This window comes from Pseudomonas sp. ChxA (assembly GCF_030263855.1).
GTDB classification, from domain to species: Bacteria; Pseudomonadota; Gammaproteobacteria; order Pseudomonadales; family Pseudomonadaceae; genus Aquipseudomonas; species Aquipseudomonas fluorescens_CB.
In genome coordinates this window covers 145,914-168,680 of record NZ_JARPMK010000005.1, presented here as the reverse complement: position 1 = coordinate 168,680, position 22,767 = coordinate 145,914, and the positions used below count along the sequence as shown (strand labels likewise).

Below are 22,767 nucleotides of genomic sequence, written 5' to 3'. Positions count from 1 at the left end.
TCAAGTGAGGTCAACGTTCTGCAGCTTGTCGTCTGCTATTAGCGCTGGGAGATCAATGAGGGCCCAGGTGCGGCCCCTTGCAGTTACAGCTTTCCGCATGCTCTTACCAAGCCCTGGGGGGATCATGAATTCACTCTGATCGCAATCCCGAAGCTCGCTCGCAAGTAAGAATTCGCAAATCTCATCTACGACAAGTGCCACGTTACCGACGCCCTCACCGCCCTTAACAAACAGGGCCGCTCCTGCTTCATTAACTAGGGCGGGGTCTCGATATATGTTCAAAAAGCGTGAAATATTTACGAAGGGAAGGAGTTGTCTGCCCAATCTCCCAGCGCCCATCAACCACGGCTTGGTGCCCGGAATTTGATTGAGCAACTTCGGCACCTGATCTACAGCAATGATCGAAGTAGACGGGCTAAGGCAGTAAGTTTCACCTATCCGGTAACCGGCAAAGTGCATCCCCCCTTTCTGCTTGAGGCTATTCAAGGAGTTCATCCATCTCAGTTAGAGCTTGTTCAAGCTTCGCCCGTGTGAAGGGTTTAGTCAGGTACAGATCGGCTCCGCTTATGAGACCAGATTGCTGGTCGAAAACGCTGCTTGCACCTGAAAGCATTGCGATTGGCTTGTCACCCCAATCCTTCCAACCGCGTAGTAGCTCGATGAGCCTAAGCCCGTCGAGCTGGGGCATTTCACGGTCTATGAAACATGCGTCGGGGTTTGTTTCTCGGATCACGGCCAGGGCCTTATACCCATCCTCAGCGACGTGAACCTCGTACCCGAGTTTTTCAAGCAGCGTGATACCTAGCTTCCGCATACCGCCGGCATCATCGACGATGCAGACAGATCTGATTTTGGGCATATTGAATCCTCTTCTATGCCCTAATAGTGAGGTTCAGGTGCTCCATATCTGGGGTATCAGCGAATCTGAGGTGGTTTTTTTTTGGCAGTCGTTATGTTGCTTGGGTTTAGGAGAACCCAGTGCCGTCAAAAACAAACCATCGATCTGCATTTGCCTCTGACCCGAAGTTTCTTGAGCGTCTTGCAAAGCAGGGGTTAACCCCAAACACACAAACAGCTGCCACCCCTCGCTCAGAGATAAACGCCCAACCCTCTGGCCGGACAGGTGAAAGCAAGGCAACCACCCGCATGCGCAAGGTGCGTGATGCCAATATGGACGGACGGAATGATCGGTTTGAATTCGACACGTTGACTAAGTCTTTGTGTGCCTTTTTCCCAGGTGCCCTACTTCTAGGACTCAATGTGATGTTGCGAGTGCATGATGCGAAGAGCACCTCTCTCAAAGCTACCTGGGTTAAACGAATTGAAGCGATGAAGCTTGAAGGCATGCCAGTTTTCAAAGAGTGGCTTGCTCGCGCTGAGTACCCAGTCATTGTGGAAGAGATTTATATAACCCCAGAAGTTAGGCTTTTGGACCACGAATCAGTGGCAGCAGCTTGCAAGCCTATCCTCGATGCATTCGTCGTGAATGGCTTTTTGCCGGACGACAACGGTCACTTTATAGCCCATCCCCTCGCCTTCACTGAAAGGGGCCAGAATCCTGGTCTCCTCATCCGGTTTAAGCCTACTCCTAAGCCGTGGGGCTTGATCGATGACGACACTATGCTCCGAGCTAGGACTTCAATGCTCGGGAACTGAACGATCTGTGGAAACCCAATCCTCGACGACATGGTTTTTGAGGACGAGATCTACACAGTCTCGGCCTTAGCTGAGTTGTCGTTTATTGTATTTTTGGCTTGACCTTGCATTAATTCTCATGTCGGGTATACCTGTGTATCCGTTACACGACGAACAGAGTGGATACACGTGTATCAATTAGATCCGAAAAAGCTGTCCTGTCTGGGTATCCAGGATGTACCTACAACCCTCATGAACATTGAGGTCGAGCGGCTTCACCCTGGGGTTTGGCAGAAGCGAAAGCTATTCAGTGAAGAGTCCTTGGATGACCTGGCGGACTCGATGAAGACAACGGGAACGAACGTTGTCCCCATGATTGTATGTTTCCGGCCAGATGGTGACTTCAGCATCATTGCAGGCGAGCGTAGATGGCGTTCAGGCCAACGGCTGGGGTTTCGAACCCTGAAATGCGAGGTTGGTGCCTATAGCTATGAGCAGGCTGCATACATTTCGGCTGTTGAGAATCTTCAGCGTACGGACCTAAACCCCATCGAGGAAGCTACCTCATACAATGACCTTTGCACGGAACTGAATCTTTCACATGGCGATCTGGCTACTCAGCTAGGAAAGAGCCGAAGCCACATCTCTAACTATGTTCGCTTGCTGGATTTGGACATTCGAGTACGCGACTCGCTAATCAGCTCCCGGCTTTCCTACGGTCATGCTCGGCCTCTTTGCTCATTGAAAAACAAAGCTGATCAACGAAACATTGCGGAAAAGGCTGTTCGGTTTGAATGGAGCGTTCAAAAGATTCAGCAGGCAGTGAACGCTCTCACTCAGCGTAAGCCCTCCCCCGTTAAGCTGTCTGATACGGATCCTGATCTCAAGCGTCTTGAGCGGGACATTTCAGAGGTCACTGGGCTAGATTGCGTTGTTAAACGCACTCCTGGCGGCAGCTGGCAGTTGGGGTTTCTCGCACCCGAAAGTGAATCGTTTACCGGCCTTCTAGACCGATTGGGTGTCCGCTTCGATTCTGATTTGGAAAACTGAACCGCGACATCATGTTTTTGGGACACCTGCCCTCCACTATTAGATAAATACATATGGATTCCCCGCAGATGCTTTCCCACCTCGAACTCATAGATTGTTTTAGTCCTGAGCGCGATGCTGGGCAGGAGATCCTCAGCGGTACAGCTCCAGGACCATTCCGCATGCGAAATCTTTTCAAACTGACCCTGTTGGCCGCGGCGCTGACGCTTTCGGGATGCGGTTCTCACGCGTCCAAGCCGTCAGAGTTATCGACCCTTGAACCGCAGAGCCAGTATGACGATCGCATTCAAGATGCTTTGGGCGCCCAAAAGTACACAGAAGCACAGATCCTTTATCAGCGCAGGTTCAACGATTACCAAACGCAGATCGACGATCTGGAAAAGAAACGGCGTGACTTGGACGCAAGGCTCAACGCCAGGGCTTACGAAAGTGGCCTAGCCGACGCACCCGTTTCTGATACTGAAGCGGGGCGAATACAAGAGTACCAGGAGGCCTCAAGAGCCTCTCAGTCACGTGTTGCTGAAGCTACCTCTCGCATGGCTATCGAGCAGTCATTGATCGAGAACAGGCGAGATAAGGAGCTCTTAGAAGCGGACAGCAAAGCCGCTAAGCTGATTGCCGATATAGAGATCAACGCTGCTAAGGATCTCTCAAAGGTTGAGGATCGTATCAATCAAGACATTGAGGGAAGGCGCAGTATTGATAGCGCTGAACGCCTTGCTGAGTCAAAGCGGTTTGATGATCAACGATTTACCCTTGCATTAGCTAACGCTGAGGCTGAAAGGCTTGCTAAGGAGCGCCGTGATCAAGAGTCGGCCGCGTTAGATAGAGCACGAGCCGAAGCTTCCATGCATGTGAGCGCTGAAGAAGCAAAAATTGCAGAGCTTCAACGACAAATTGGTGTAATCGAAGCCAACCTGGTCAAGGTCAAAGGCCAAGATCAGCTTGCAATCCGAACTCAGGAATCGAAGTTGAGCTTCGCCCAGGGTGAAGTCGATAGGCTCGCTAAGATCAGTAGCGAACTCAAGACGTCGGCATCATCAGCTCAAGCTGGTCTTACCCCAGCAGGCTCTGACTATGTGCAGGCGAAAAATGCCGAGTTCAGTCGTGCTCGCGCAGAGGCGGATGTCCGGAAGACTCAGTTGATTGCTGAAGTGAAGTCGCAATCCGCTCGGGATAAAAACGAAATCACAGCAAGAGCAAGGACAGAGCTAGCTTCGCTTTCAGCAAACACTGAAATGGCTAAAGCGGATGTGATTGCACCGGTTGTAACCGGAAGGGCCGTCTACAACGGGACAATGAAAACCAAGGCAGCCCCCAAAATCCCAACTGAAACACAAGCCTCGCCTCAAAAGCCTGCTACTCCTGTGGCTAAGGGAGCTCCAGTTCTCACCATTAGTAGGTTCGAACCAAAAGTAGATGCAACGCCCAAAGTTGTCACGAACGATGAGATCGGTGGCGTTGTGCTAGCAGGAGGTCCACGAGTTTCTATGCCGGCCGCACAGGCTTCTGTAGCCCCTCTGATGGTCTCGCCCAAAACACGCACGATCTACGACGTTTACTATGTGTACAAGGACGAGGGGAGCTGGACTAAATTTCAGCAGTTTTTGAAGGCATACGGGATCACTGATTTCGAGCCTACCAGGAATAACAAGGCAGGTGAGTTTTTCATCTATTGCGGTCGTTACTACGACAAGGATGAAGCAGCGACTCGAGTTGCGTACTTAAACAAAACGACCGCCTCATCCAATGTGAAGGTGCGCGAAACGCAGGTTCCTCGATAGAAAAAGATTCCGCATGCAGAATCTTTTTATTTGGTCTATATCCCGCATTGCGTGAGAATTCAAAAAATATTTGCGCATGCGGGCTTTTATCCTTGAAAATGCCCGCGATGCGGTTACATTGATCTGCATCTGCAAAGGAGCCAGTCATGTCACCGAAGAAACGCACCCACAAGCCTGCGAAGGTCATTGTCATCGAGAACCAGAAGGGCGGCGTTGGCAAAACCACCATCGCTTACCATCTCAGCTGCTACCTGGCTGAGCAGGGGTACAAAACCTTAGCTATCGATCTAGACGGCCAAGGAAACCTCTCAAGCCGGTTCCTCGATCGATCCAAGCGAGTAGGTGGCTGCCGCTCCGTTCATCTTTTCAACGACACTGCGCCTGATCTCAAACCTCTGGACACACCAGACGGCGTCGATTTGATCTATTCGATTGATCGCGATGTCGAGCTCTTCAACGTTGAGCGTATGGATTTCGACAAAGCCCTGATCAATTTCAACGAAAATCTTGACCCTATGCTGGATGCGTATGACTACATCGTCATGGATACGCCTCCAGCCCACGGCAACAAGATGTCTGCTGCAAGCATCACCAGCAATTACATCTTTGTTCCTGTTGAAATGGCTGCCTTCGCCGTAACAGGGGTCGAAAGTGTTCTTGAAACTCTGGCTGAGATTCAGCGTTATGTATCGGACCGGCTACAAGTGACCGGCGTCATTTGTAACCGGCTCCGTCCGGTTAACTCCCACACGGAAGCGTTGGCCGAGCTTAATGCTGCGGGCGTGAACATCCTGACAGCTCGTTTGGGGACAAACGGCGCAGTGGATGATGCGTTACGGGATGGAGTGCCTGTGTGGAAGAACAAAAGAACAGGTGCTCAACGAGAGACAGCCAAGAGCATGGTTTCTCTCATGCAGGAAATCTGCGGTTATGTGGGTGCTAAGATCCAACCGCCACAAGCTAAGGCTGTAGCGAAGCAATCAGGAGTTACAAAGTAATGGCCCGCGATCTTACCCGTCTTAAAGGCCTTTCCAGCGTTAATGCGCTGACAGAGGGAGCTCAGCAGGGAACTGTTCTCGAGCTGGACCCAAGTCAAATTCGCGTAGAAAAACAGGTCCGTAAAAAATTTCGTAACATCGAAGAGTTGGCGAGATCGATGAAGGAGGAGCAGCAATCTCCGATCATCGTTTCGCCTCTAGACAAAAACACTAACACTTATCTGCTTCAGAAAGGCGAGCGGCGGCTGCGTGCCGCGATGCTCATCGGAGAAGGTTTTAAAATCAAAGCTATCGTCGACCCGACGATTCGAACAAAGTCTAAATCCACAGCTAGCCAGTTGGCTGAGAATATTCAGCGTGAACCGCTTACCCCGATCGAAGTCGCAATCGCGCTGGTTGATTTACGCGAACAGATGAAGGAAGAGGGCAAGAAAGGCACCGGCCGTGAACTCGCAGATTATTGCAACAAGCCCGAATCGTGGGTTTCTAAACACCTGGCACTTGCTGACCTACCTGATGAGCTTGCCGCTCTCATTGATGATGAGATCACGTCTGATTCGGAATTGATTCAGTCATTAGCCAAAATTTGTGAACTTAAACCAGATTTATATTTACAACTGATCGATCAAGCACGGTCTGAAGGCGGCTTAAGCCGCTCTGAGGCCCGCGATCACTTAAAGGCAGCTAAAGGGTCGCCTGCGCCTAAACAACCATCCGAGCCCCCTCATGTAACATCTCAGGTGAACCCACTAACAACAAATCAAAGTGGGACTGAAGTTGAAGCCGGCGGGGTAGGGCAGGGTGGTATCGAAACATCCGATCCGCAAGCGCAACAGGGCGGCGAAGATAACCTTGCAAAAGAACAAAACGGCGGAGGAAGCCTCCCAAAGACTCCGCCACCAGTAACTACACCGTCAGAACCTGGAGCCGGCCACACTGAACTGAACCCTACGCCACCAACGGCTAGGCAGCAGGCGAAGAAGCTCGGGAAAAGCGAAGTCCGTGAGATTCCAGCTGATCAGATGGTTATGCAGGTTCGGGTATGCACTGACAAGAAGCACTTCACCGGCGAGTTGCTTCTGAATGTGGTTTGCGGAAACCCTAACAAAGGCATGGTTTCGTATCTCGATGGAAGCAAGCAGCAAAAAGCTCTGTTTGACCTTGATCAGATCGAAATAATTACTATTGCTCAGCTAGCGTCGGGCGACTAAAAGATTTCGCATGCGAAAACATTTAAAGGGCTGCGGCCCTTTTTTTGTGCCTGATTTGGGACATGCCGTCCTTGATTCTCAATCTGCGCAAAAGTAGCCTGAAGGTGTTTTTAGTGATCTCCCTGTGCTTCGAGTATTTCTCAAGCGCTGATCACGGCCTGCTCCGACCTACGTTATTTCGTTGGTTTGTTTAGGTGGTCTGTCTGAGGTGCTACTTCTCCTCCGGCCTGACTAATCGTTTTTGCTTTGACTTTTGCTTTTGCTTTTTTGCACTTGCTTCAGCTTCACAGCTTGCCTTTGACTTCAGGTCTCTCGGCTTCGCTGATCTGCTCTTTAAAAAGTCATTGTCTTCGGTTTTTCTCAGGATTGCTTCCTGCGACTTGTCGTTTGGTGTTTACACATCCATCCGTCACCTCGCTCATTGCCCATCTGTGCTTTCACTTGCATGTGGTCGGTCTGCTTGGATTTTGACGTTTGTGTGTGTGTCCTTTCGCACTCACCATTCATCACTATCTTGTCGCAGTTCGCCGTCCCGATCTTAAAAACTATGACATCTCTGATGCAGTATCAAATCTCCTCAGAGAGATGTGTTTCGACTACCTTATCGTTTGTCGATACTGAAAACCTCAGGACTATGCCACCGTGTTCGCCGCTGCTCTTTGCTGGTTATCAGCTCTTGATGCGCAGTTCATAGTCGTGTATTTCGCCCGCACCACACTTCGTGATGTAGGTTTAGAGCGTTTTCTTTGCATCTATGACTCTGTCTGGGTACCCCTCGTACAGCTTTTCTCAAGGCTGTAGGAGCGGTACCCAGGCGAAAGCAATCCCAACAGGCCCTGGCGTTCGCGTCAGGGCTTTTTGCGTTTCTGGTACATCGTGTCCTTGAATACGAGTTCCGACAGCTTTAGCGTCATAGGTGATCTTTTTGTCAGTTTTTCGCATGCGCATTTCGCATCGAACTCTGTCGAAGGTTCCTCGTACAGCTATTTGCTGCGCTAGGGCTCTTTAAAAATCCGTATTCACGTAACACACACCCTCAAGGGCACGCCTAATGCCCCTTGGGACATGGCTGCCTCATTTTTCAAGGAGATACAGCCATGTCAGATAGTCAAAAACGTCTTCCTTTGAAGGACGAGGTTGCCGATATTGTTAAGCACGCTGGTGGTTGGTTAAACGTCATCGAACGTGTAGCCCCTATCCTCGCGCCCGCAATTCGACATCATGGTCACGGCGTAGATTGTCCTTTCCCAGAGCGTCATCGGGAAGGCGGCGGTCGTGACTCCTTCAGGTTTTCCGAAAAGGCGGACCATGAAGGCCGGGCCATTTGCTCCTGCAACCAGGACGGATGGAGTCAGTTTGATCTGCTTATTCAAGCAGGTGTTGGCAGTAATTTTGTCGATGTCTGTAAAGAGATTAAGCGGGCGTTTGGTGGCGGTAGTGAGGCGTATAAGGCTAAAGAAGCTCCGGCTCCTAAGCGTCAGCGTCCTCGTTCAACTGCTGAAGACAATGCAATTAAGGCGGCTTCGATGAAACAGATTGTCAAGGATCTGCTTCCGCTTGGTCATCCTGATGCTGCAGTCGGACGGTTGTACTTCCGTCGCCGCGGAATCCCACTCAACAAAGCCATTGGCGATGTTAAATTCCATCCAGCTCTTCCGTACTACCGCACTCGTGTGGAGAACAAAGTCCGGATCAAGGAACTGGTAGGAAGGTTCCCGGCGATCGTGTCTGCATTTCGTAATGGGCAGGGTAGGGTGATGAACCTTCATCGCATCTTCCTCACTCAGGACGGATTCAAGCTTGATCACCCCCTGGTTTCGAAGCCTAAGAAGGTTTGCTCAGGTTTGGACAACTGGTCGAAGACACCCGTTGCTATTGCCACCGTCCCAGAGTGCAGAACCTTGCACATATGTGAAGGTGTCGAAAAAGGATGGGCGCTTCATCTGGTTACAGGTGAAAGCGTACGGGCTGCTAATAGCTGCACGTCTTTGCCTGGTCTCTACGTCAACCGTGATGAGTTTGACGACGTTGTGCTTTGGGCCGATCACGACCCTTACAACGAAGTTAGCGAAAAGCATGGTGCAGGTCAGACCTACATGTACAAGCTCTTCATCGAGCTGATGCGTGCAGGCTTTCGCGTATGTCTCATGATCCCCGATACGAACCCCACCAAGGAAGCGAAAGGTCCTGACTGGGAGGACATCGCGGTCAATGAGAAGGTGCTGGAGATGCCCCTGACTGAGCGTTTTGACTACCTGCGTACCCGTGCTCTCGAAGGCGGTGTGTTTACACCTACAGGCCACGTTAAGAAGATCCCGAAAGAGACCTTTTTGGCTGAGGCTAAAGTGGCGTGACTACAAAACAACCCTCTGGCCAGCTATTGCTGCCAGAGGGTTTTTTTATGCTGTCATTTTGGCTTGACGGCCGATCAGAGGTGAGTCAGCATTAACCCGTCCTACTAGCCCTCCTCGAGAGCTAACCTGATCTACGTCGTAGCATTTCTATGAGGTTTTTCAGGGTGTGATTCAAGTCATGCTAATTCTTGGCTTGTTGAGCACAGACATTGCTGGAACCATTTTGGACCCGTCTTTTGACGTTTCCATATTCGAGGTACTAGGCATTTCCTGCTGCGTTCGCGCTTCAGTAGATTTGTCCCAGGATTTTGTATCTCTGCCATCTCAGCGCTTTCTTGCTCTGATAATGGCTCCTCCGGCTTCATGCCAACTCCCCTGCACGGGTAATCTCTATGAGCTTATTCCTGGTGCAGTCAGGGATATAGGAGGTTCTTCATGTCGAACGAAGTTGAACTCGTGAGTGTCCCTCCAATTTGGAGGACACCTTCAGGCGATTCATTTGAGCAAGCGAAAGCACGCTTTTTGTCGCACGAACACGAAGGTAATTTTGATTTGAAGGATGAAAAGGAAGAGTCTGACGATTCTCCTTTTTAACTAAATATTATTTCCCTCAAGGGCACTCACACTGCCCTTGGGTTAGTCGTGTGCGCCGTAAATAGGTGAGAGCATGACTGCATATCTTAATCCGACATATATTTTCAACCCTGTCTCTGATGACTTTGTTGTTGATATGTCACCTACGCAGATTTTGAAATCTCAGGTCTGCCAACGTTCACTTGGCTATTACCGAGCTCGTATAAAACCAATGGCTACACCTTTGAATCTTGTGTTTGGTTCTGCCTTGCACTGGGTAATAGAAGGTTATATCAAAGGTTATATCGACCGCGATCAAATGGGAAAGCACTTCTCAGATGAGTTTTTCCGTTTGTCTATGTCAGGCTTAATCAGCATGGCAAAGTCAAAGACGCGCGAGGTTAACGAAGCAATCGGCAAGCGTCTAGCAGATCAGTTCCCATCGTTTTTCGAGAATCTGGGTCTTCGACCTTTGATCATTGAGGGAGCTTTTCGGCTAAGGATTTCACACAATACCTACATCAACCTGGTCATCGACTTTGTTGGTGTTGCGGAAAGGGACATCATTTTCAATGGTGTTCTTATCGCATCTAAAGGGGATACAGTCATTCTTGACTGGAAAACGGCAGCTACTAAGGAAGGCGCTTTATTTGCAGGCATCGCTTTGCAACTGACGTTTTACTGGGAAGCTGTACGTTTAGCGTGTGAGTCTCTTGGGATTAAGGAACCGACAGCGTGTGGTTTTGCCTCAGGGCTAAAGCCGAGTATGTCAAAACCTGATTCCGAGTCTCTTGTAAAAGCCATGTGGCAGCCAGTGCAATGGACCAAGCGTACACGTAGTGATGTTGAAGAAGCATTCGACTACGCTCGTGTAGTTGCTGGCCGTATTAGACGTGGTGAGTTTCATCGAACGTCTGGTGCTGCTTACAACTCTCCCTGTGATAGTCAAACTCGTTGTGATTTCGCTGGGCTGTGTCTGGAAGGTTCAAAGCGTGGCTACAGAATACCAGGTGGGCTAACAATTGCTGATCTGGTCTAAATCATCCTACCTAGTGGGGCACAACTGCCCCCAGGGTAATGCTGCCCTTCGGAGTGACAAATGAAAGAGTCAGTTCGTATGGAGCGGTATGCTCAACGTGCCGTCGATAAGCGCCGTAAAGAGGAAGACTCTAACCGCAAGATTGGTCAGTTTGTCTTGATCAAATATCTTGCGCAAGGTGATCATCTTTGTGAGGCACTGCAAAAGATGAGCCAAATGGAGCGGCAAATGTACATATCCCAACACACCGAACTGATCGAAAGTTCAGACGGTGCGGAAGGGATCAACGTGGTTTGGTGTCCCAATTCACAGGTTTTGACCCATAGACTCCTATCATCCGAACTTCGGAAGGAGTTCGAAGGACAGCATTACCTTAGTTCTTGGGTTCGTAAGGTAGGTCCTCATCAGTATGAAGCGCTACGCACTACATTGCGTGACAGACTGGAGAGACGAGTTGCCGTGCGTCAGCATCAAAAGAATCAACTTGCTATAGACTTCATTGAAGCTAATGTCGGTTAAATAGTTTTCCATCAGACGATGGGCTAAATCCAGCCCTCGGGCCGGAAGTAAATACTTCCGGCGGGACGCCCCGGGAGTGTTATCAACTAACGCGCGACGGCGTCACTGGAGGTACTGATGTCATACATCAAAAACCTGATGCTGGCAATTGTGTCAGCTATCATGGGTACTGTCTCTGCCTCCTTGTTTGAAGGGTGGACTGTTAAGGAACAGAAGATTGTTTTTCTGATTTCGGTACTGATGGTCGCAGTAATGCTGACCAAGTCTTCAACTTCCTCAAAGGAGAAGAGCAGAAAAATGAAATTGCAGCAGCGGAGAGCGCGTAAGCGTAAGTCCCTACGCGGCAAGAAAAGAAAAGGTCATGGCCCTTAAGTGTAATGGTGAGATGAAAACTTTCATTAACTCACTTAAGGAACTGACCATGTCTTCCACAGCAATCATAGCGGTATTGATCATGGCTTTTTTAGTATGGTTACGTTGCGATCACTGCGAAGCAAACGGAAAGCGTTTTATTCCGTTCAGACACACCCCTCGTAACTGAGGGAGCTGCAAGGATTCACCGCCCAGGGGCCCTAACAATCCCCTTTGGGTTGTTAGGTTTTGGGAGGGCGCAGCACTCTATAAAAACAAAATCTAATAATAATGGTGAATATATGTTTTATCAAAACTGCAAAAATCAACAAACTCGTTTATCAGGATTTCAGAAAGGGCTCGCTCCTATGAAAGCACTGATTAAAATCTATCATCAGTACCGCTTGGTCCTGGTCTTCGTGCTTCTTGCATCGACGATCACTTCTGAGCGACCTATGAGGCACTGGTTAGTTGTACCTACATTCGTGTCGGTATGGCTGGCTAAGGTTTTCAAATGGGGGGTGACTGGTTTTACGCTCTATATCCTCTTTTTCAACGGTATCCATCTACCTTGGTGGCTTTCAGTCGCTAGCGTGATGACCGGTGAAATTCTCTCGATAGCTGTCGCAGCTGCAGAGATGGAAATGAAGCACTACGGGTATCTAAACAGCTAACGCTGTCTGGTCGTGAAAACGTCCGGCACAGCTTTGCTGTTGCCGGGCGTCGGCAATTCCACGCCCGGTCTGCAGACGGGCGTTTTTTTTAATCTCCCGTCTGCAGCGGGTAGGAGAGTTTTGCAATGAACAACATGAATTTTCGCGGTGACCTCGTATGGTTTATCGCCCTCGCTAACGATCTAGTCACTCCTTGGGAGGCTGGCCGCCAGGCTGCTAACCTCAAAGCGGGCTTCACCAGCAACCCTTTTGAGACAAACACTTTCAACCATGCTGAATGGGCGAAAGGTTTTGCTCATGGGGTGTCGCATGACGCTCCGGCGGTGTCGCAATCCATCAATGCTTCAGTTGTAGTTTCACTACCTCTGATGGAAGTGCAGCACCTACCTGATAGGGCCTTCTGGGCCGAAGCTAACCGATTATCTGTCGGTGGAATGTCTGAGTTCGCACTTGCTGCGCGCTTGGGTGTTTCTCGGGATCAGTTAAGCGCTGGAATGATCCTTCATCACTTCTGGGATGAGGATGCGATTCCTTTGGGAATTCGCGAAGCGGGGTAACCCTTGCATTAGGGCTGGATAAAGCATCCGGCCTTGCCGGATGTTTTAAACATTCGACCGTGTGTGCTTTCGCATGCATTTAGTAGGTAAGGGAAATAAATATGTGGCTGATTAAAGTATGGGATGGGAATTCGAATTGTGAGTATCACCGAAAGGGATCTTACGATGAAGTGACCACTCAGCTTCGTCATTTACCACCAAGTTATATCTGGTCTGCTCAACCAGTCTGAGTAAATCTCAGACGGTTAGCTCGTTGGCATTTCGCCTGGATTTTGAATCCCGGCGACTGCCGGCGAGGAACCAAAATGTCTATATCTGCCGAATGGCTACCAGGTTTTACTGGTATCGCTACCGAAACGTTGCTGAACGTTCGTCGCGCTTCCACGGGCTGCAGGATCTCGAAAGTTGAGTTCCAGCAGTACCTTGAAGAGGTTGCTATGTACACCGGCACGCAGCTGAGCATGAACGGCAACGTTCTTACGCTGAAGCTGAAATGGATGGGTCAACTGCACTCCTTCGATCTCACTGAGATTGAAGGTGGCGACTACTCATGCCCGGTCCAATTGGGTGTGGGTACACATCTCATTCTTCTGTAATTCGGACGCCCTATCCGGGCGTCCTTTCTCCTAGTGATCTGGATCAAACCTCCAGCTCACGCTGGGTGTTTGCTCGAGTTCACTACTCGATTCGCACCCGGCTCCGGCCCCGGGTGTTACTTAAAGATTCCCCGTGGTCCGGCGGGTGAGAGGCTTTTAAAATGACTAACGTAACTAACGCTGTAACCAACACCGTAGCTGCTCGCACTGTTGCTGATATCGAAGCGATGCACCGTGAATCCCTGGCTTCGCAGCCGGTTAAAATGGTCATGGCTCACGAGCTTTTTGGCTTCTCTGAGGAACTCAAGGGAGTAGGGCAACTGCCTGTCTTCGTTGGGGACCATCCTCTAGTGCCGAAGGGTAACGATGATCATGTCTTCAACAAGAGCCTGGTTCGCCGGATCCTGTTGAGCATGAAGGGTGGTGATACCAGCTTTATGCTGGTAGGTGACAAAGGGACAGGTAAATCCTCCTTGGTTACACAGATGCACAATCGCCTGAAGAAGCCGATGATCGCTATCACTGGCAGCAATGGCATCGACGACACTCACTTGCTTGGTTGCAAAACCATCAAGGGTGGTGACGTTGAAGAGTTCGATGGTGTTTTGAGCTATGCGTATCGCACTGGCTTGACATGCCTCATCGACGAGATCTGCACACTGCGTCCCGGTGTTATGGTTGGTGTCAACGACATCCTTCAGGGTGACGGGGTAATCAACCTGAAACACCACGGTATTGATCCTACGCTCAACCCACGTGATCTTTTGAACGTGGACGGCGGGATGACTATCGTTAAACACCCAATGTTCCGGTTGTTCGCGACCGATAACACTGGTGGTAAGCAGCAGAGCGATGCCCGGTTCGCCGGTGTCAACGCTCAGAACGCTGCTGTTCGTAGTCGCATGACCAGCTTCAAGGTGGGCTTCATGACACCTGAAGAGGAAATGAAAGCCCTCAAAGGTGCTGCAGATGCCTACGCTGCCAAGCGTGAGCTGACCCCAATGGATGACATGTTCATCCATCAACTCGTAGAGTTCGCTTTCCGTTTTCGTAAAGCGTTCGCCATGGAAGAAGCCTGCGACAATATCTCGTTCCGCGAGATTCAGCGTTGGGCTTACAAGTGGATGATGTACGGCGACACTGATGAGTCCTTCGTGGATTCTATCTACACCAATCTTGAAGAAACCGACCGAGTGCTGGCTATTGAGTTGTTCAAGTCAACATTCAGCCGCGACCTGATTTTGCCTGAAGAGCATGCTTATTCGGTTACGTCGATCGCGGACGATTTCATCACCAAAAGTGTAGCTGCCTCAAAAGCAGCAGCCGCCTAACCAAAGGAGTTCGCCATGTTTTACGTTGTGAACCCCAATGGAAGTTTCCTGGCCGGCTTCCTGCCGGCTGGGACGCGCGAAAGCATCATGTTCGAGGGTCAAATGGTTCAAGGCGAACCTAAGATCACTAAGCGTTTGGAGGGAGCTGCAAGCAGCTCTCACGATGCATGGGAATTTATGTGCGAGATGGTTTCTGAGGCGAGAGCTGACGGTTATCTCGACACTGCATTCACTGCCAGCAAATTGCAGGTGCCAGCAGATCTTCACCATGAGGAATTCCCTCTGGTGTTGAGAGGCTTTTACGCACGTGTGAAGACTATGGCCAAAGATCAGTTCGCAGCCGGGCTTGCCAGGTTGCGGGCAGTTCATGAGGTCTTGTCACATGCTGATGTCCAGCTACAGAGCTATGACGATGACAAATTTGTTGAGATGCGCCTTGGGGCTCAAATCATCAGGTTTGGATTTGTGCCTGAACGGTTATGGGAAATCATGACCACGAAGGCGAAGGAGCTTTGCGAGAACCGCGGAATGCTGGATGACAATTACCTTCTCCCTGATGGGCGTGGGTTGTTGCATCTGCGCACTCGCGAAACCGTTCTTGATGTGTACGTTCGAGCATTTCTGCAAGGGGCCATCAAGGCGGGCGCGGTGATCGAGCTTACATCTGATCAGAACTGGCGCTTTCTCGAATCGAATCCGTTCATTGCCGCTGATGTGAAACATCTTCAGTGGTATCAGGATCACCCTGAAGTTCTCAGCAGTGTTCTCAAGCTAGACCAAACGATCCCTGTACAGGCGACGAAAGTCTTCAGTGCAGTAGATTTTTATTGTTGAAAATGCGGTCCTCAATGGACCGCACCTCTTTAGTGAGTTGGACCAAAATCCCAGCTCACGCCGGGTTTTTGTTCGAGTTCACTGAGCTCACACGACCCGGCACCGTGCCCGGGTTGAAACCAAATTTGTTCCTGTGCACGGCAGGTAAGAGGCTCCAAATATGAAAGCATTGATGAAAGCAATCACTCGCGTTGACGCTGCTCTGGATTTGTTCTGGATTGGCATCGTTCTGCGTACTTATCACGAAGCGCAGGCCGCACGTTTTAGCCGTTTGGCTGAGCGTCTGGCCCTTGCAGCAGTTGAGCACCCGCGGATTGACTACGTGAGCCACCAGGCTCTCCGTCACAAGCTGGAAGCTGATTTGCTGCAGGGTAAGGTTTAACAGTTTTACGGGCTGCCCTAACGGGCGGCCTCTTGCTCTGAGAGTTGAAATCCAGCTCTGGCTGGGTGTTTGTCGAGTTCTTCGAACTCAACGTCACCCGGCTCCGGCCCCGGGTGTAGATCTTTTATGCCCCGAGGTCCGGCGGGTGCGAGGCAACACCATGAAACTGTTCAAAACCGTAGCGCAGGCTGTTTCCAAATTCGTGATGATCCGTTACCACCGCCGCATGGCTCTGGCATACCGGAAGCTGGCTTCTCATCACGCCGATCTTGTCATTCACACGCAACACCGCGTTCCCACAGCTTCTATCGCGAAGCTGCGTGGCAACGCAGTGCTGCACGATCAGAAAGCTAAAGCAATCCGAATCGGAGAATGACCATGTCTGCAATGATGAACTTCAGCAAAAATGCAATCACTCAAGGCTGGATCTCGTTCTTTCGGGTCTTGGCTTCAAACTCGGGGATCGAGTTCGTCTTTGGTAAGGATGAGCAACCCCGTACGGACGGTCGACGTGTCTACCTTCCAAGCCTGCCTATGAACCTGACTAAAGATGATCTTGACCTTACGAAAGCCTTTGGCTTCCACGAGGTTGGGCACATCCAATTCTCTGATGTGGTTTTCTTCCAGGCATTTGCTGCGAAGCATGGCGATTTCGCCCGCTTCCTGCTCAATGCATTGGACGACGTCTACATGGAGTACAAACAAGCACAAGCGACCCGAGAAGCCGAAATCTATTTCCGGCGTAAGGCGAGCATCCTGTTTGAACGCAAGCGATTCCGTGACGGCAGCAATTCTGTTGCTGAAGCGGTTGCCTGCTATTCCCTTTGCTACTTACGTACCGATCGGTGGAGTGAGTATCGTGACCCGTTCGCGGTAATCGAGGCTAACTTCAATAAGCACTTCGGTGCTCATGCTGATCACGTTCGTGGCAATCTCAATGAAATTCTGATCAACGAATTCCCAAATGTGCAATCAACTCAAGATGCTGGCAGCTTGACGCTGCGGATCATTGCGATGCTGAAAGCGCTTGGTGAAGATGAAGAGAAGAAGGATGAGGGTCAACCTGAGGAGTCGAAGGGAGGTGAGCAATCATCACCTGCTGACGATTCAGGTTCGAATGGGGAGCCCAAACAGGACGGTGGCACTGAAGGTACCACTGGCGATTTGGAACCTGAGGATCCATCTGAACCGAGCAAAGACGGCGGCCAGGACCCAAAACAGTCTCAGGACAGTGATGGTGCTGACAGCGGGAAAGGCAATGGTGATGAGCAGTCCCCAGGTAATGGCGCTACTGGGCCTGATGGCCAAACTGGTACACAGGCTGGTACAACTGATGGTAATGCGGGTCAAACCGGCGGTTCACAGGCGGCTGATGGTCGCTCCCTGAAATCAATCGTTGACGAGATTCTCAATACCACTGGCCTCGGCGACAAAGAAGTATTTGACGACGGTGACGCCGTCAAGTCTGTCTCCAAGTCTGTACAAAGCGGTACCAACCCTGACTACAAAGGCCAATCGCTGGCTCCTGATTGCGTCATTGACGGCAAACTGGATCAAGCACCAGGTAAAGCAGGTAAGGGCTTCGGTGGAGGCGCTGGCAACAAGGAGAAGGTCGACGGGATGACGGTATGCCCCGAAGACATTTCTGAGGCCCGCGATATGGAAAAGCGTTTGGGGCGTAGGTCTCAAGTGCTAGCTAGTAAGCTGAAAGGCTTACTGATGCAACAGCAGGAAGCAGAGTCGTTTACGACTACTCGCGGTCAGCTGGGGCAAAACCATCTCTACCGTGTAGGCCTGGGCGATGTTCGCGTTTTCACTCAAAGTGAGGAAGCTCAACGTCCTACTACCGCAATCTCAATTGTTGTCGACCTATCCAGCTCTACTCAGGATAAAGCCGATAAAGATTTCGCCAAAGGTGAGAAGGACCAGTTTGAGGCCGCTGAGGCTCCAAGCACTCTTCGTTCGATCCTTGAATCCGTGATGCTCCTTGAGAAGGTCTTCGACCAGATCGGTTGCCCTCGCGAGATTCTTGGGTTCGCACCTAAAGGCGGCGAGCTGATTTCTATGGCTCGCTGCTTCGGCGATTCCTCTAAAACTGCAATCAACCGCATTGGCGGACTCAGGAAAGTGGCGGGCGGCGGTCACACCCCTATTGGAGAGGCTGTATTCCATGCAGGGCGTCGACTGGTGTGCCACGAAGCCAACCGTAAGGTGATGTTTGTCCTCACGGATGGTGCCCCTGGCAACGTTGCCAAGGCTGTTGAAATGACCCGCTTCTGCGAAAGCAGTGGTGTTCGTGTGGTGTATCTGGTCATTGGAGAAAAGGTCCGTACAGACTGGCTCACTGAGGCTCGTATCCCATATGCAGTAGCAGCTTCGAGTGTTGAGGTAACACCTGTTCTACTGGCTGAAGCCAGAAAACTGTTGATGTAACAATCACTGTACCCACCTGGGTATTCCGAGGTCTTGCCTCAGAACGCCCGGGTAGCCCTGGGCGTTTTTCATAAATGCCCCAACTAGGGTGCGAGGAAGTTATGTCCGGTCTAATCAACTACGACTACGTCGAAGTAGCAATTTCGGCGTTCAATGATCACGTTTTAGAGCCCGGTGAAATCTCTCTGGAAACAGTAGAGGGTCACGGTTACTCAGCTGGTTTCCATGGTTATCCATGGGGTGCACCGGACGTGATTAAAACCACTCCTGTTCTGCTGAAAGGCTGGAATGCTGGGTGGAAAGCCGCTTGTGAGCGCGATCAAAAGGAAGAAGCAGCTAAGCGTCTCGCTGAGAAATCCGCGAAGTGAAGCTGAAGGCTCTCTAGAGCCTTATCTCAACCAGGACGGCCTTCGGGCAGACCTAGCTGGGTGATTTTCGAGACATCGATCTCGATTCCACCTGGCCCCGTGACCAGGTGTTTGAAAACCAAATACCCCGACACGGCGGGAGTGAGATCCATCATGGACCTAGTAGATACCGCTGTAAGCGCATTAACGAACATAGCTCCTAACGGTGGCGCGCCTGATGAAAAGGCCGCTATCTGTGCAGCGTGCAATGAATCGCCCCGGGTTTCGTAGACACCTCCATGCCTTAAACTGAGGCCAATCAGGAGGTGCCATGAGCAACCCACGTTATCCCGAAGAATTCAAAATCCAAGCGGTCAATCAAGTGACCGAAAAGAAGCTTCCCGTCGCTGACGTAGCGGCGCGTCTTGGCGTGTCGACGCATAGCCTCTATGCCTGGATAAAGCGCTACAGCAAACCTCAGGCAGAACGGCAGCAAGACGATGATCAGCACGCTGAACTGCGTCGTCTGCGAGCGGAACTCAAGCGGGTCACTGAAGAGCGAGACATCTTAAAAAAGGCCGCCGCGTACTTTGCCAAGGAGTGCGGCTGAAGTACGCCTTTATCAAGCAGCGCGCGGGCGACTATTCCATTCGACGGCTTTGCCTGACGCTGAAAGTCCATCCCAGTGGTTATTACGCTTGGTTGTCTGAGCCGCAATCTGCACGCGCTAAAGACGACCAGCGATTGCTGGGTTTGATCAAGCACTCGTGGCTGGAGAGCGGCGGAGTTTATGGCTATCGCAAAATCCATGACGACCTGCGCGAGGTCGGTGAAGATTGTGGTCGGCATCGTGTGGCGAGGCTGATGCGTCTTGAAGGTTTGCGCTCTCAGACAGGGTATCGACGCCGCCCTAGCAAGTACGGCGGTAAGCCAGCGGTCGCCTCACCCAATTTGCTGAAGCGCCAGTTTGATGTCGTAGAACCCAACAAAGTTTGGGTCACCGACATCACCTACATTCGCACGTATGAAGGCTGGCTGTATTTGGCGGTCGTGCTGGATCTGTTTTCTCGTCAGGTCGTCGGCTGGTCAATGAAATCGCAGATGACCAGTGATTTGGCCATTGATGCGTTATTGATGGCGGTTTGGAGGCGAAAACCGAAACAGGAGGTGATGGTTCACTCCGACCAGGGCAGCCAGTACAGCAGCTCCGATTGGCGCAGCTTTTTGAAGGCAAACAATTTGGTCGCCAGCATGAGCCGCCGAGGCAATTGTCATGACAACGCCGTGGCCGAGAGCTTTTTCCAGCTTCTGAAACGGGAACGGATCAAGCGAAAAATCTACATCACGCGGGAAGATGCTCGGAGTGATGTGTTCGATTACATCGAGATGTTCTACAACGCAAAACGCCGCCATGGTTTCAACAATCAGCTGTCACCGGTAGAGTTTGAAAAACGTTACGCAATGAGTTTGCAAGGTGTCTAAAGAATCCGGGGCGATTCACAATGCTGGATTCAATGCCCCTCCGGGAGCACTGACCCCACCAGAGTTCGAGCGATTCCCTCTCCTCACCGAGTGGTTCTCGATCGGACTTAACGCACAGGCTCGCTTTAGTCATACCGTTAAACCTGACGAATTCGGCTTCGGCCAATAAGTCAGGGAGGCCCGATATCGGGCCTCTTCTCCTCCTAGTGAGCTGGATCAAACATCCGGCTTACGCCGGGTGTTTGCTCGAGTTTATTGCTCGATACACACCCGGCTCCGGCCCCGGGTGTTAATTAAATTTGCCCCGTGGTCCGGCGGGTGCGAGAGAAATACCATGACTATTGCAAACGTAAACAGCTCTGTTCAGATCGTTGCTCAAACTGCTGAAACTGAGGTTGCTGTTCTAAATCATCAAATCAAGTGCATTTCTGAAGATCGTCAGATCGACATGAAAGACATTGACGTTGTGGTTGGAGAGCTGCCGAAGGAGGCACGTAAACTGCTCTGTGAGAAAATCTTCCCTAAGGACTTTCTGCGTCCATACCACCGCATTCGCGAACAAGCGGAAGAGGTGCTGGACAAGCTCGGCTCCATCAAAACTGATCTCGGCGGTATTAACACCATCGCTTCGGCAGTTGAGAAGGCAGAAGAACTTGATGCATTGGAAGTTAAATGGGATGAGCTGTTGGCAACTGATGAGGCGCGCTACACCGACATGTGCCGAAAGCACTTGCTCGAATTGGGTGCCAAAGCAATTAAAGGTGGCGCAGATCAACTCACTGTCTCGAAACTGATGGCAGCACTGGTCAAGCGTCAACCAACGTGGGAGGAAGTAGCTAAGAACCTCACCTTTGCGTACAGCGTTCACATTATCCAGCTGGACGATGCGAACTTTAATACCAAGCTTTACAAGGCCCAGCGCGACAGCGTTGTGGCTCTTCGTGAAGGGGTGATGGGTGCCTGCGTTCAGCATGTTTGTGCTGAAGCGTATGCAATTTGGAAGCTTGTAGACAGTAAGGATCGGACCACTAGCACTGGCGAGATCAAATTGAACCCTCGCACGATTCGTCGTGCTAAAGCGATGACTGAAAAGCTGGTTCCGCTGGCCTTCATTCATCCGCTGATCAAGCCGCTCCACGACGCCCTTTCGGCTGAGTTGGAAAAGCTGCCTGAGTCTGGGTTCATGAGTGCTCCTGAGTTCACCAACTTTGAACAGTGCCTGCTTGCATTACGTGACCAACGGAAAGTCGTTGATCACCTGACCAAAGGCTTGCCATTGATCTCTGTTGTGAGTACAGCGCAGCAAACCTTGTTGGGTGCCTCGGCTCCCCAGGGCAACACTGCAAGCGCTCCTGTCCAGGGCGATGTAGCTCAACAGCAAAATGTAGCGACCGCCCCCGCGGTTGCCTCGACAACAACTGAAGTCACTTCTGTGGCTGCTCCTGTTGAAGAAGCTGCGGCTCCAGCCGTAGCTGCACAAGCTGCTGATGTGAAGCTAGAGCAGGCGGTCCCGGCCGTTGAATCAAGCGTATCTGCCCAGCAAACCGCTAACCCCGGTTCGCTCGCTTTCTACTTCTAAATTTCGAAACTTCCCACCCCTGACGGGCCACCACACCCGTTAGGGGAGTGGTGCGCCCAATTTGGAGCGCGCTATGCAAACTGATCTGTTCGGCGAAGTAATTCGCACACCATCCGTTAGAAAACAGTCCGACCGAAAAGCTACCGCCACCCGGCTGGTTTTTGATCGTAAGGCTCTGTGGTCGACCTCTGGATATCTGCCCGGTGCTGTTCAGGTTGATAAGGAAAACGTGGCTGAGGTTATGGCCACATCTGATACTCGATCTGACAACGCAACGATTGAGCGATTGGAAAAGGCTCTAGGGCTCGAACCTCTCGTGAAGAATGGGCAGTGGTTAAACGACACGTTCGGGTTTCAATACCGGCGCGTTGGTAAGCCATTCAAAGGCGCCAAATGTTATGGGGAGAAGGGCAGCCTTTTCCGGGATCTGAATAAGCAGCTTGTGCTGACCTCCGCGAGGTCTGCAATCGAACCGCTGTTCCATGACCCTTGCTCCTGGTTGGTCATCAACTCAATTATCGTCCTAGACGTTCGGTTGAGAATGATGGACGCCGATGAGGACCACCAATATTGCCTCAAAGCTTTCCTTCAAGTTCTTGCCCAACACGACTTCATCGACAACACCCGCACGGGGGACACCATCCGGTCTCTTACCAAGCGGGATCAGATGCGTGAAATGCGTGCCAAGCAACGTGCTGCAAAGGGTCTACCTCCGATCGAAGCTGTATCTAAACCCGTCAAGGTTGCCGAGCCACTTGTGGTTCCTGCTTCCGTGACAGTTGAGGTCAGTTGCGTGCCGGCGGTGGATGACGTGCAAGAGCCTGCACAGGTCGAAGACGAATTCGTACCTGAGCCTGAGCTCAATGCAGATCTCGCTGAGTTTGACGACGAAGCAGATGAAGTCATTGCGAGTAAGGGCGGGAGAAGAAAACCAGTATCTAAAGCTCTTATGGATGCTTTCGAGTCTGACGACTTCTCTTACGATTTTGACTAACTGATGTTCGAGGGGCGCTGCCGGCGTCCTCTCCATAATTCATT

At 51.1% G+C, this 22,767-nt stretch carries 24 protein-coding genes; 22 read left to right on the top strand and 2 right to left on the bottom strand.

The window, feature by feature from the left end:
* Window positions 1-486: a chemotaxis protein CheW gene (locus P5706_RS35350; RefSeq protein ID WP_161952145.1), complete on the bottom strand. Its 486-nt coding sequence runs from the start codon at window positions 484-486 to the stop codon at window positions 1-3.
* On the bottom strand, window positions 479-859 hold the full coding sequence (locus tag P5706_RS35345) for a response regulator (protein WP_011923273.1): 381 nt from the start codon (window positions 857-859) through the stop codon (window positions 479-481). Before P5706_RS35345 ends, P5706_RS35350 begins: the two co-directional genes overlap by 8 nt.
* Window positions 860-978: 119 nt before the next feature.
* On the opposite strand from P5706_RS35345, the gene P5706_RS35340 reads away from it, so the two are divergent.
* The 22 genes from P5706_RS35340 (at window position 979) to P5706_RS35235 (ending at window position 22,723) form a co-directional block, all read left to right on the top strand.
* On the top strand, window positions 979-1,656 hold the full coding sequence (locus tag P5706_RS35340; protein ID WP_011923274.1) for a hypothetical protein: 678 nt from the start codon (window positions 979-981) through the stop codon (window positions 1,654-1,656).
* 168 nt (window positions 1,657-1,824) lie between these two features.
* The gene (locus P5706_RS35335) at window positions 1,825-2,685 is read left to right on the top strand and encodes a ParB/RepB/Spo0J family partition protein (protein ID WP_011923275.1); all 861 of its coding nucleotides are present in this window, start codon (window positions 1,825-1,827) and stop codon (window positions 2,683-2,685) included.
* Window positions 2,686-2,753: 68 nt separating this feature from the next.
* Complete coding sequence (locus P5706_RS35330; RefSeq protein ID WP_078465869.1) at window positions 2,754-4,469, top strand: hypothetical protein; 1,716 nt, start codon at window positions 2,754-2,756, stop codon at window positions 4,467-4,469.
* Between the two features lie 146 nt (window positions 4,470-4,615).
* A complete protein-coding gene (locus P5706_RS35325) occupies window positions 4,616-5,467 on the top strand; it encodes a ParA family protein (RefSeq protein WP_011922811.1) in 852 nt (283 codons plus the stop codon).
* Window positions 5,467-6,678 carry a ParB/RepB/Spo0J family partition protein gene (locus P5706_RS35320; RefSeq protein ID WP_078465868.1) on the top strand — a complete coding sequence of 404 codons (1,212 nt, stop codon included), beginning with the start codon at window positions 5,467-5,469 and terminating at the stop codon, window positions 6,676-6,678. Before P5706_RS35325 ends, P5706_RS35320 begins: the two co-directional genes overlap by 1 nt.
* 1,097 nt (window positions 6,679-7,775) lie before the next feature.
* Window positions 7,776-9,032 carry a DUF7146 domain-containing protein gene (locus tag P5706_RS35315; RefSeq protein ID WP_078465867.1) on the top strand — a complete coding sequence of 419 codons (1,257 nt, stop codon included), beginning with the start codon at window positions 7,776-7,778 and terminating at the stop codon, window positions 9,030-9,032.
* Between the two features lie 435 nt (window positions 9,033-9,467).
* On the top strand, window positions 9,468-9,626 hold the full coding sequence (locus tag P5706_RS35310; protein WP_155007399.1) for a hypothetical protein: 159 nt from the start codon (window positions 9,468-9,470) through the stop codon (window positions 9,624-9,626).
* 73 nt (window positions 9,627-9,699) lie between these two features.
* Complete coding sequence (locus P5706_RS35305) at window positions 9,700-10,644, top strand: PD-(D/E)XK nuclease family protein (protein WP_011922816.1); 945 nt, start codon at window positions 9,700-9,702, stop codon at window positions 10,642-10,644.
* 60 nt (window positions 10,645-10,704) lie between these two features.
* Window positions 10,705-11,163: a hypothetical protein gene (locus tag P5706_RS35300; RefSeq protein ID WP_078465866.1), complete on the top strand. Its 459-nt coding sequence runs from the start codon at window positions 10,705-10,707 to the stop codon at window positions 11,161-11,163.
* Window positions 11,164-11,280: 117 nt separating this feature from the next.
* Complete coding sequence (locus P5706_RS35295; RefSeq protein WP_078465865.1) at window positions 11,281-11,535, top strand: hypothetical protein; 255 nt, start codon at window positions 11,281-11,283, stop codon at window positions 11,533-11,535.
* 281 nt (window positions 11,536-11,816) lie between these two features.
* Window positions 11,817-12,188 carry a hypothetical protein gene (locus P5706_RS35290; protein ID WP_153045958.1) on the top strand — a complete coding sequence of 124 codons (372 nt, stop codon included), beginning with the start codon at window positions 11,817-11,819 and terminating at the stop codon, window positions 12,186-12,188.
* Between the two features lie 125 nt (window positions 12,189-12,313).
* Window positions 12,314-12,745: a hypothetical protein gene (locus P5706_RS35285; protein ID WP_078465863.1), complete on the top strand. Its 432-nt coding sequence runs from the start codon at window positions 12,314-12,316 to the stop codon at window positions 12,743-12,745.
* A 305-nt stretch (window positions 12,746-13,050) separates the two neighbouring features.
* Window positions 13,051-13,341: a hypothetical protein gene (locus P5706_RS35280; RefSeq protein ID WP_078465862.1), complete on the top strand. Its 291-nt coding sequence runs from the start codon at window positions 13,051-13,053 to the stop codon at window positions 13,339-13,341.
* Window positions 13,342-13,502: 161 nt separating this feature from the next.
* The gene (locus P5706_RS35275) at window positions 13,503-14,672 is read left to right on the top strand and encodes an AAA family ATPase (protein WP_230383540.1); all 1,170 of its coding nucleotides are present in this window, start codon (window positions 13,503-13,505) and stop codon (window positions 14,670-14,672) included.
* A gap of 15 nt (window positions 14,673-14,687) precedes the next feature.
* On the top strand, window positions 14,688-15,506 hold the full coding sequence (locus P5706_RS35270) for a hypothetical protein (RefSeq protein ID WP_011922822.1): 819 nt from the start codon (window positions 14,688-14,690) through the stop codon (window positions 15,504-15,506).
* A gap of 160 nt (window positions 15,507-15,666) precedes the next feature.
* Window positions 15,667-15,888 carry a hypothetical protein gene (locus tag P5706_RS35265; protein ID WP_007250479.1) on the top strand — a complete coding sequence of 74 codons (222 nt, stop codon included), beginning with the start codon at window positions 15,667-15,669 and terminating at the stop codon, window positions 15,886-15,888.
* A gap of 160 nt (window positions 15,889-16,048) precedes the next feature.
* The gene (locus P5706_RS35260; protein ID WP_078465861.1) at window positions 16,049-16,264 is read left to right on the top strand and encodes a hypothetical protein; all 216 of its coding nucleotides are present in this window, start codon (window positions 16,049-16,051) and stop codon (window positions 16,262-16,264) included.
* Between the two features lie 2 nt (window positions 16,265-16,266).
* Window positions 16,267-18,321, top strand: coding sequence for a hypothetical protein (locus P5706_RS35255; RefSeq protein WP_161952144.1), 2,055 nt, complete (start codon window positions 16,267-16,269; stop codon window positions 18,319-18,321).
* Between the two features lie 101 nt (window positions 18,322-18,422).
* Entirely contained in the window at window positions 18,423-18,689 is a 267-nt protein-coding gene (locus P5706_RS35250; RefSeq protein ID WP_078465859.1) for a hypothetical protein, read from the top strand.
* Between the two features lie 310 nt (window positions 18,690-18,999).
* Window positions 19,000-20,150, top strand: a protein-coding gene (locus tag P5706_RS35245) for an IS3 family transposase (protein ID WP_285685348.1) whose coding sequence is annotated in 2 segments (ribosomal slippage) — window positions 19,000-19,234 and window positions 19,234-20,150 — 1,152 coding nt in all. Because the reading frame shifts where the segments join, the coding sequence is not laid out codon by codon here.
* 334 nt (window positions 20,151-20,484) lie between these two features.
* Window positions 20,485-21,729: a DUF3150 domain-containing protein gene (locus P5706_RS35240; protein WP_078465858.1), complete on the top strand. Its 1,245-nt coding sequence runs from the start codon at window positions 20,485-20,487 to the stop codon at window positions 21,727-21,729.
* 73 nt (window positions 21,730-21,802) lie between these two features.
* Window positions 21,803-22,723 carry a hypothetical protein gene (locus P5706_RS35235; protein ID WP_102047736.1) on the top strand — a complete coding sequence of 307 codons (921 nt, stop codon included), beginning with the start codon at window positions 21,803-21,805 and terminating at the stop codon, window positions 22,721-22,723.
* The last annotated feature ends 44 nt before the right edge of the window (window positions 22,724-22,767 follow it).

What these genes read in the sequence shown, in the direction of transcription:
- P5706_RS35285 (WP_078465863.1), top strand. Translation starts at nt 12,314, where the DNA reads ATGAACAACATGAATTTTCGCGGTGACCTCGTATGGTTTATCGCCCTC.
- P5706_RS35300 (WP_078465866.1), top strand. Translation starts at nt 10,705, where the DNA reads ATGAAAGAGTCAGTTCGTATGGAGCGGTATGCTCAACGTGCCGTCGAT.
- P5706_RS35310 (WP_155007399.1), top strand. Translation starts at nt 9,468, where the DNA reads ATGTCGAACGAAGTTGAACTCGTGAGTGTCCCTCCAATTTGGAGGACA.
- P5706_RS35280 (WP_078465862.1), top strand. Translation starts at nt 13,051, where the DNA reads ATGTCTATATCTGCCGAATGGCTACCAGGTTTTACTGGTATCGCTACC.
- P5706_RS35235 (WP_102047736.1), top strand. Translation starts at nt 21,803, where the DNA reads ATGCAAACTGATCTGTTCGGCGAAGTAATTCGCACACCATCCGTTAGA.
- P5706_RS35260 (WP_078465861.1), top strand. Translation starts at nt 16,049, where the DNA reads ATGAAACTGTTCAAAACCGTAGCGCAGGCTGTTTCCAAATTCGTGATG.
- P5706_RS35275 (WP_230383540.1), top strand. Translation starts at nt 13,503, where the DNA reads ATGACTAACGTAACTAACGCTGTAACCAACACCGTAGCTGCTCGCACT.
- P5706_RS35270 (WP_011922822.1), top strand. Translation starts at nt 14,688, where the DNA reads ATGTTTTACGTTGTGAACCCCAATGGAAGTTTCCTGGCCGGCTTCCTG.
- P5706_RS35265 (WP_007250479.1), top strand. Translation starts at nt 15,667, where the DNA reads ATGAAAGCATTGATGAAAGCAATCACTCGCGTTGACGCTGCTCTGGAT.
- P5706_RS35250 (WP_078465859.1), top strand. Translation starts at nt 18,423, where the DNA reads ATGTCCGGTCTAATCAACTACGACTACGTCGAAGTAGCAATTTCGGCG.
- P5706_RS35325 (WP_011922811.1), top strand. Translation starts at nt 4,616, where the DNA reads ATGTCACCGAAGAAACGCACCCACAAGCCTGCGAAGGTCATTGTCATC.
- P5706_RS35290 (WP_153045958.1), top strand. Translation starts at nt 11,817, where the DNA reads ATGTTTTATCAAAACTGCAAAAATCAACAAACTCGTTTATCAGGATTT.
- P5706_RS35305 (WP_011922816.1), top strand. Translation starts at nt 9,700, where the DNA reads ATGACTGCATATCTTAATCCGACATATATTTTCAACCCTGTCTCTGAT.
- P5706_RS35320 (WP_078465868.1), top strand. Translation starts at nt 5,467, where the DNA reads ATGGCCCGCGATCTTACCCGTCTTAAAGGCCTTTCCAGCGTTAATGCG.
- P5706_RS35315 (WP_078465867.1), top strand. Translation starts at nt 7,776, where the DNA reads ATGTCAGATAGTCAAAAACGTCTTCCTTTGAAGGACGAGGTTGCCGAT.
- P5706_RS35330 (WP_078465869.1), top strand. Translation starts at nt 2,754, where the DNA reads ATGCTTTCCCACCTCGAACTCATAGATTGTTTTAGTCCTGAGCGCGAT.
- P5706_RS35240 (WP_078465858.1), top strand. Translation starts at nt 20,485, where the DNA reads ATGACTATTGCAAACGTAAACAGCTCTGTTCAGATCGTTGCTCAAACT.
- P5706_RS35255 (WP_161952144.1), top strand. Translation starts at nt 16,267, where the DNA reads ATGTCTGCAATGATGAACTTCAGCAAAAATGCAATCACTCAAGGCTGG.
- P5706_RS35295 (WP_078465865.1), top strand. Translation starts at nt 11,281, where the DNA reads ATGTCATACATCAAAAACCTGATGCTGGCAATTGTGTCAGCTATCATG.
- P5706_RS35345 (WP_011923273.1), bottom strand. Translation starts at nt 859, where the DNA reads ATGCCCAAAATCAGATCTGTCTGCATCGTCGATGATGCCGGCGGTATG.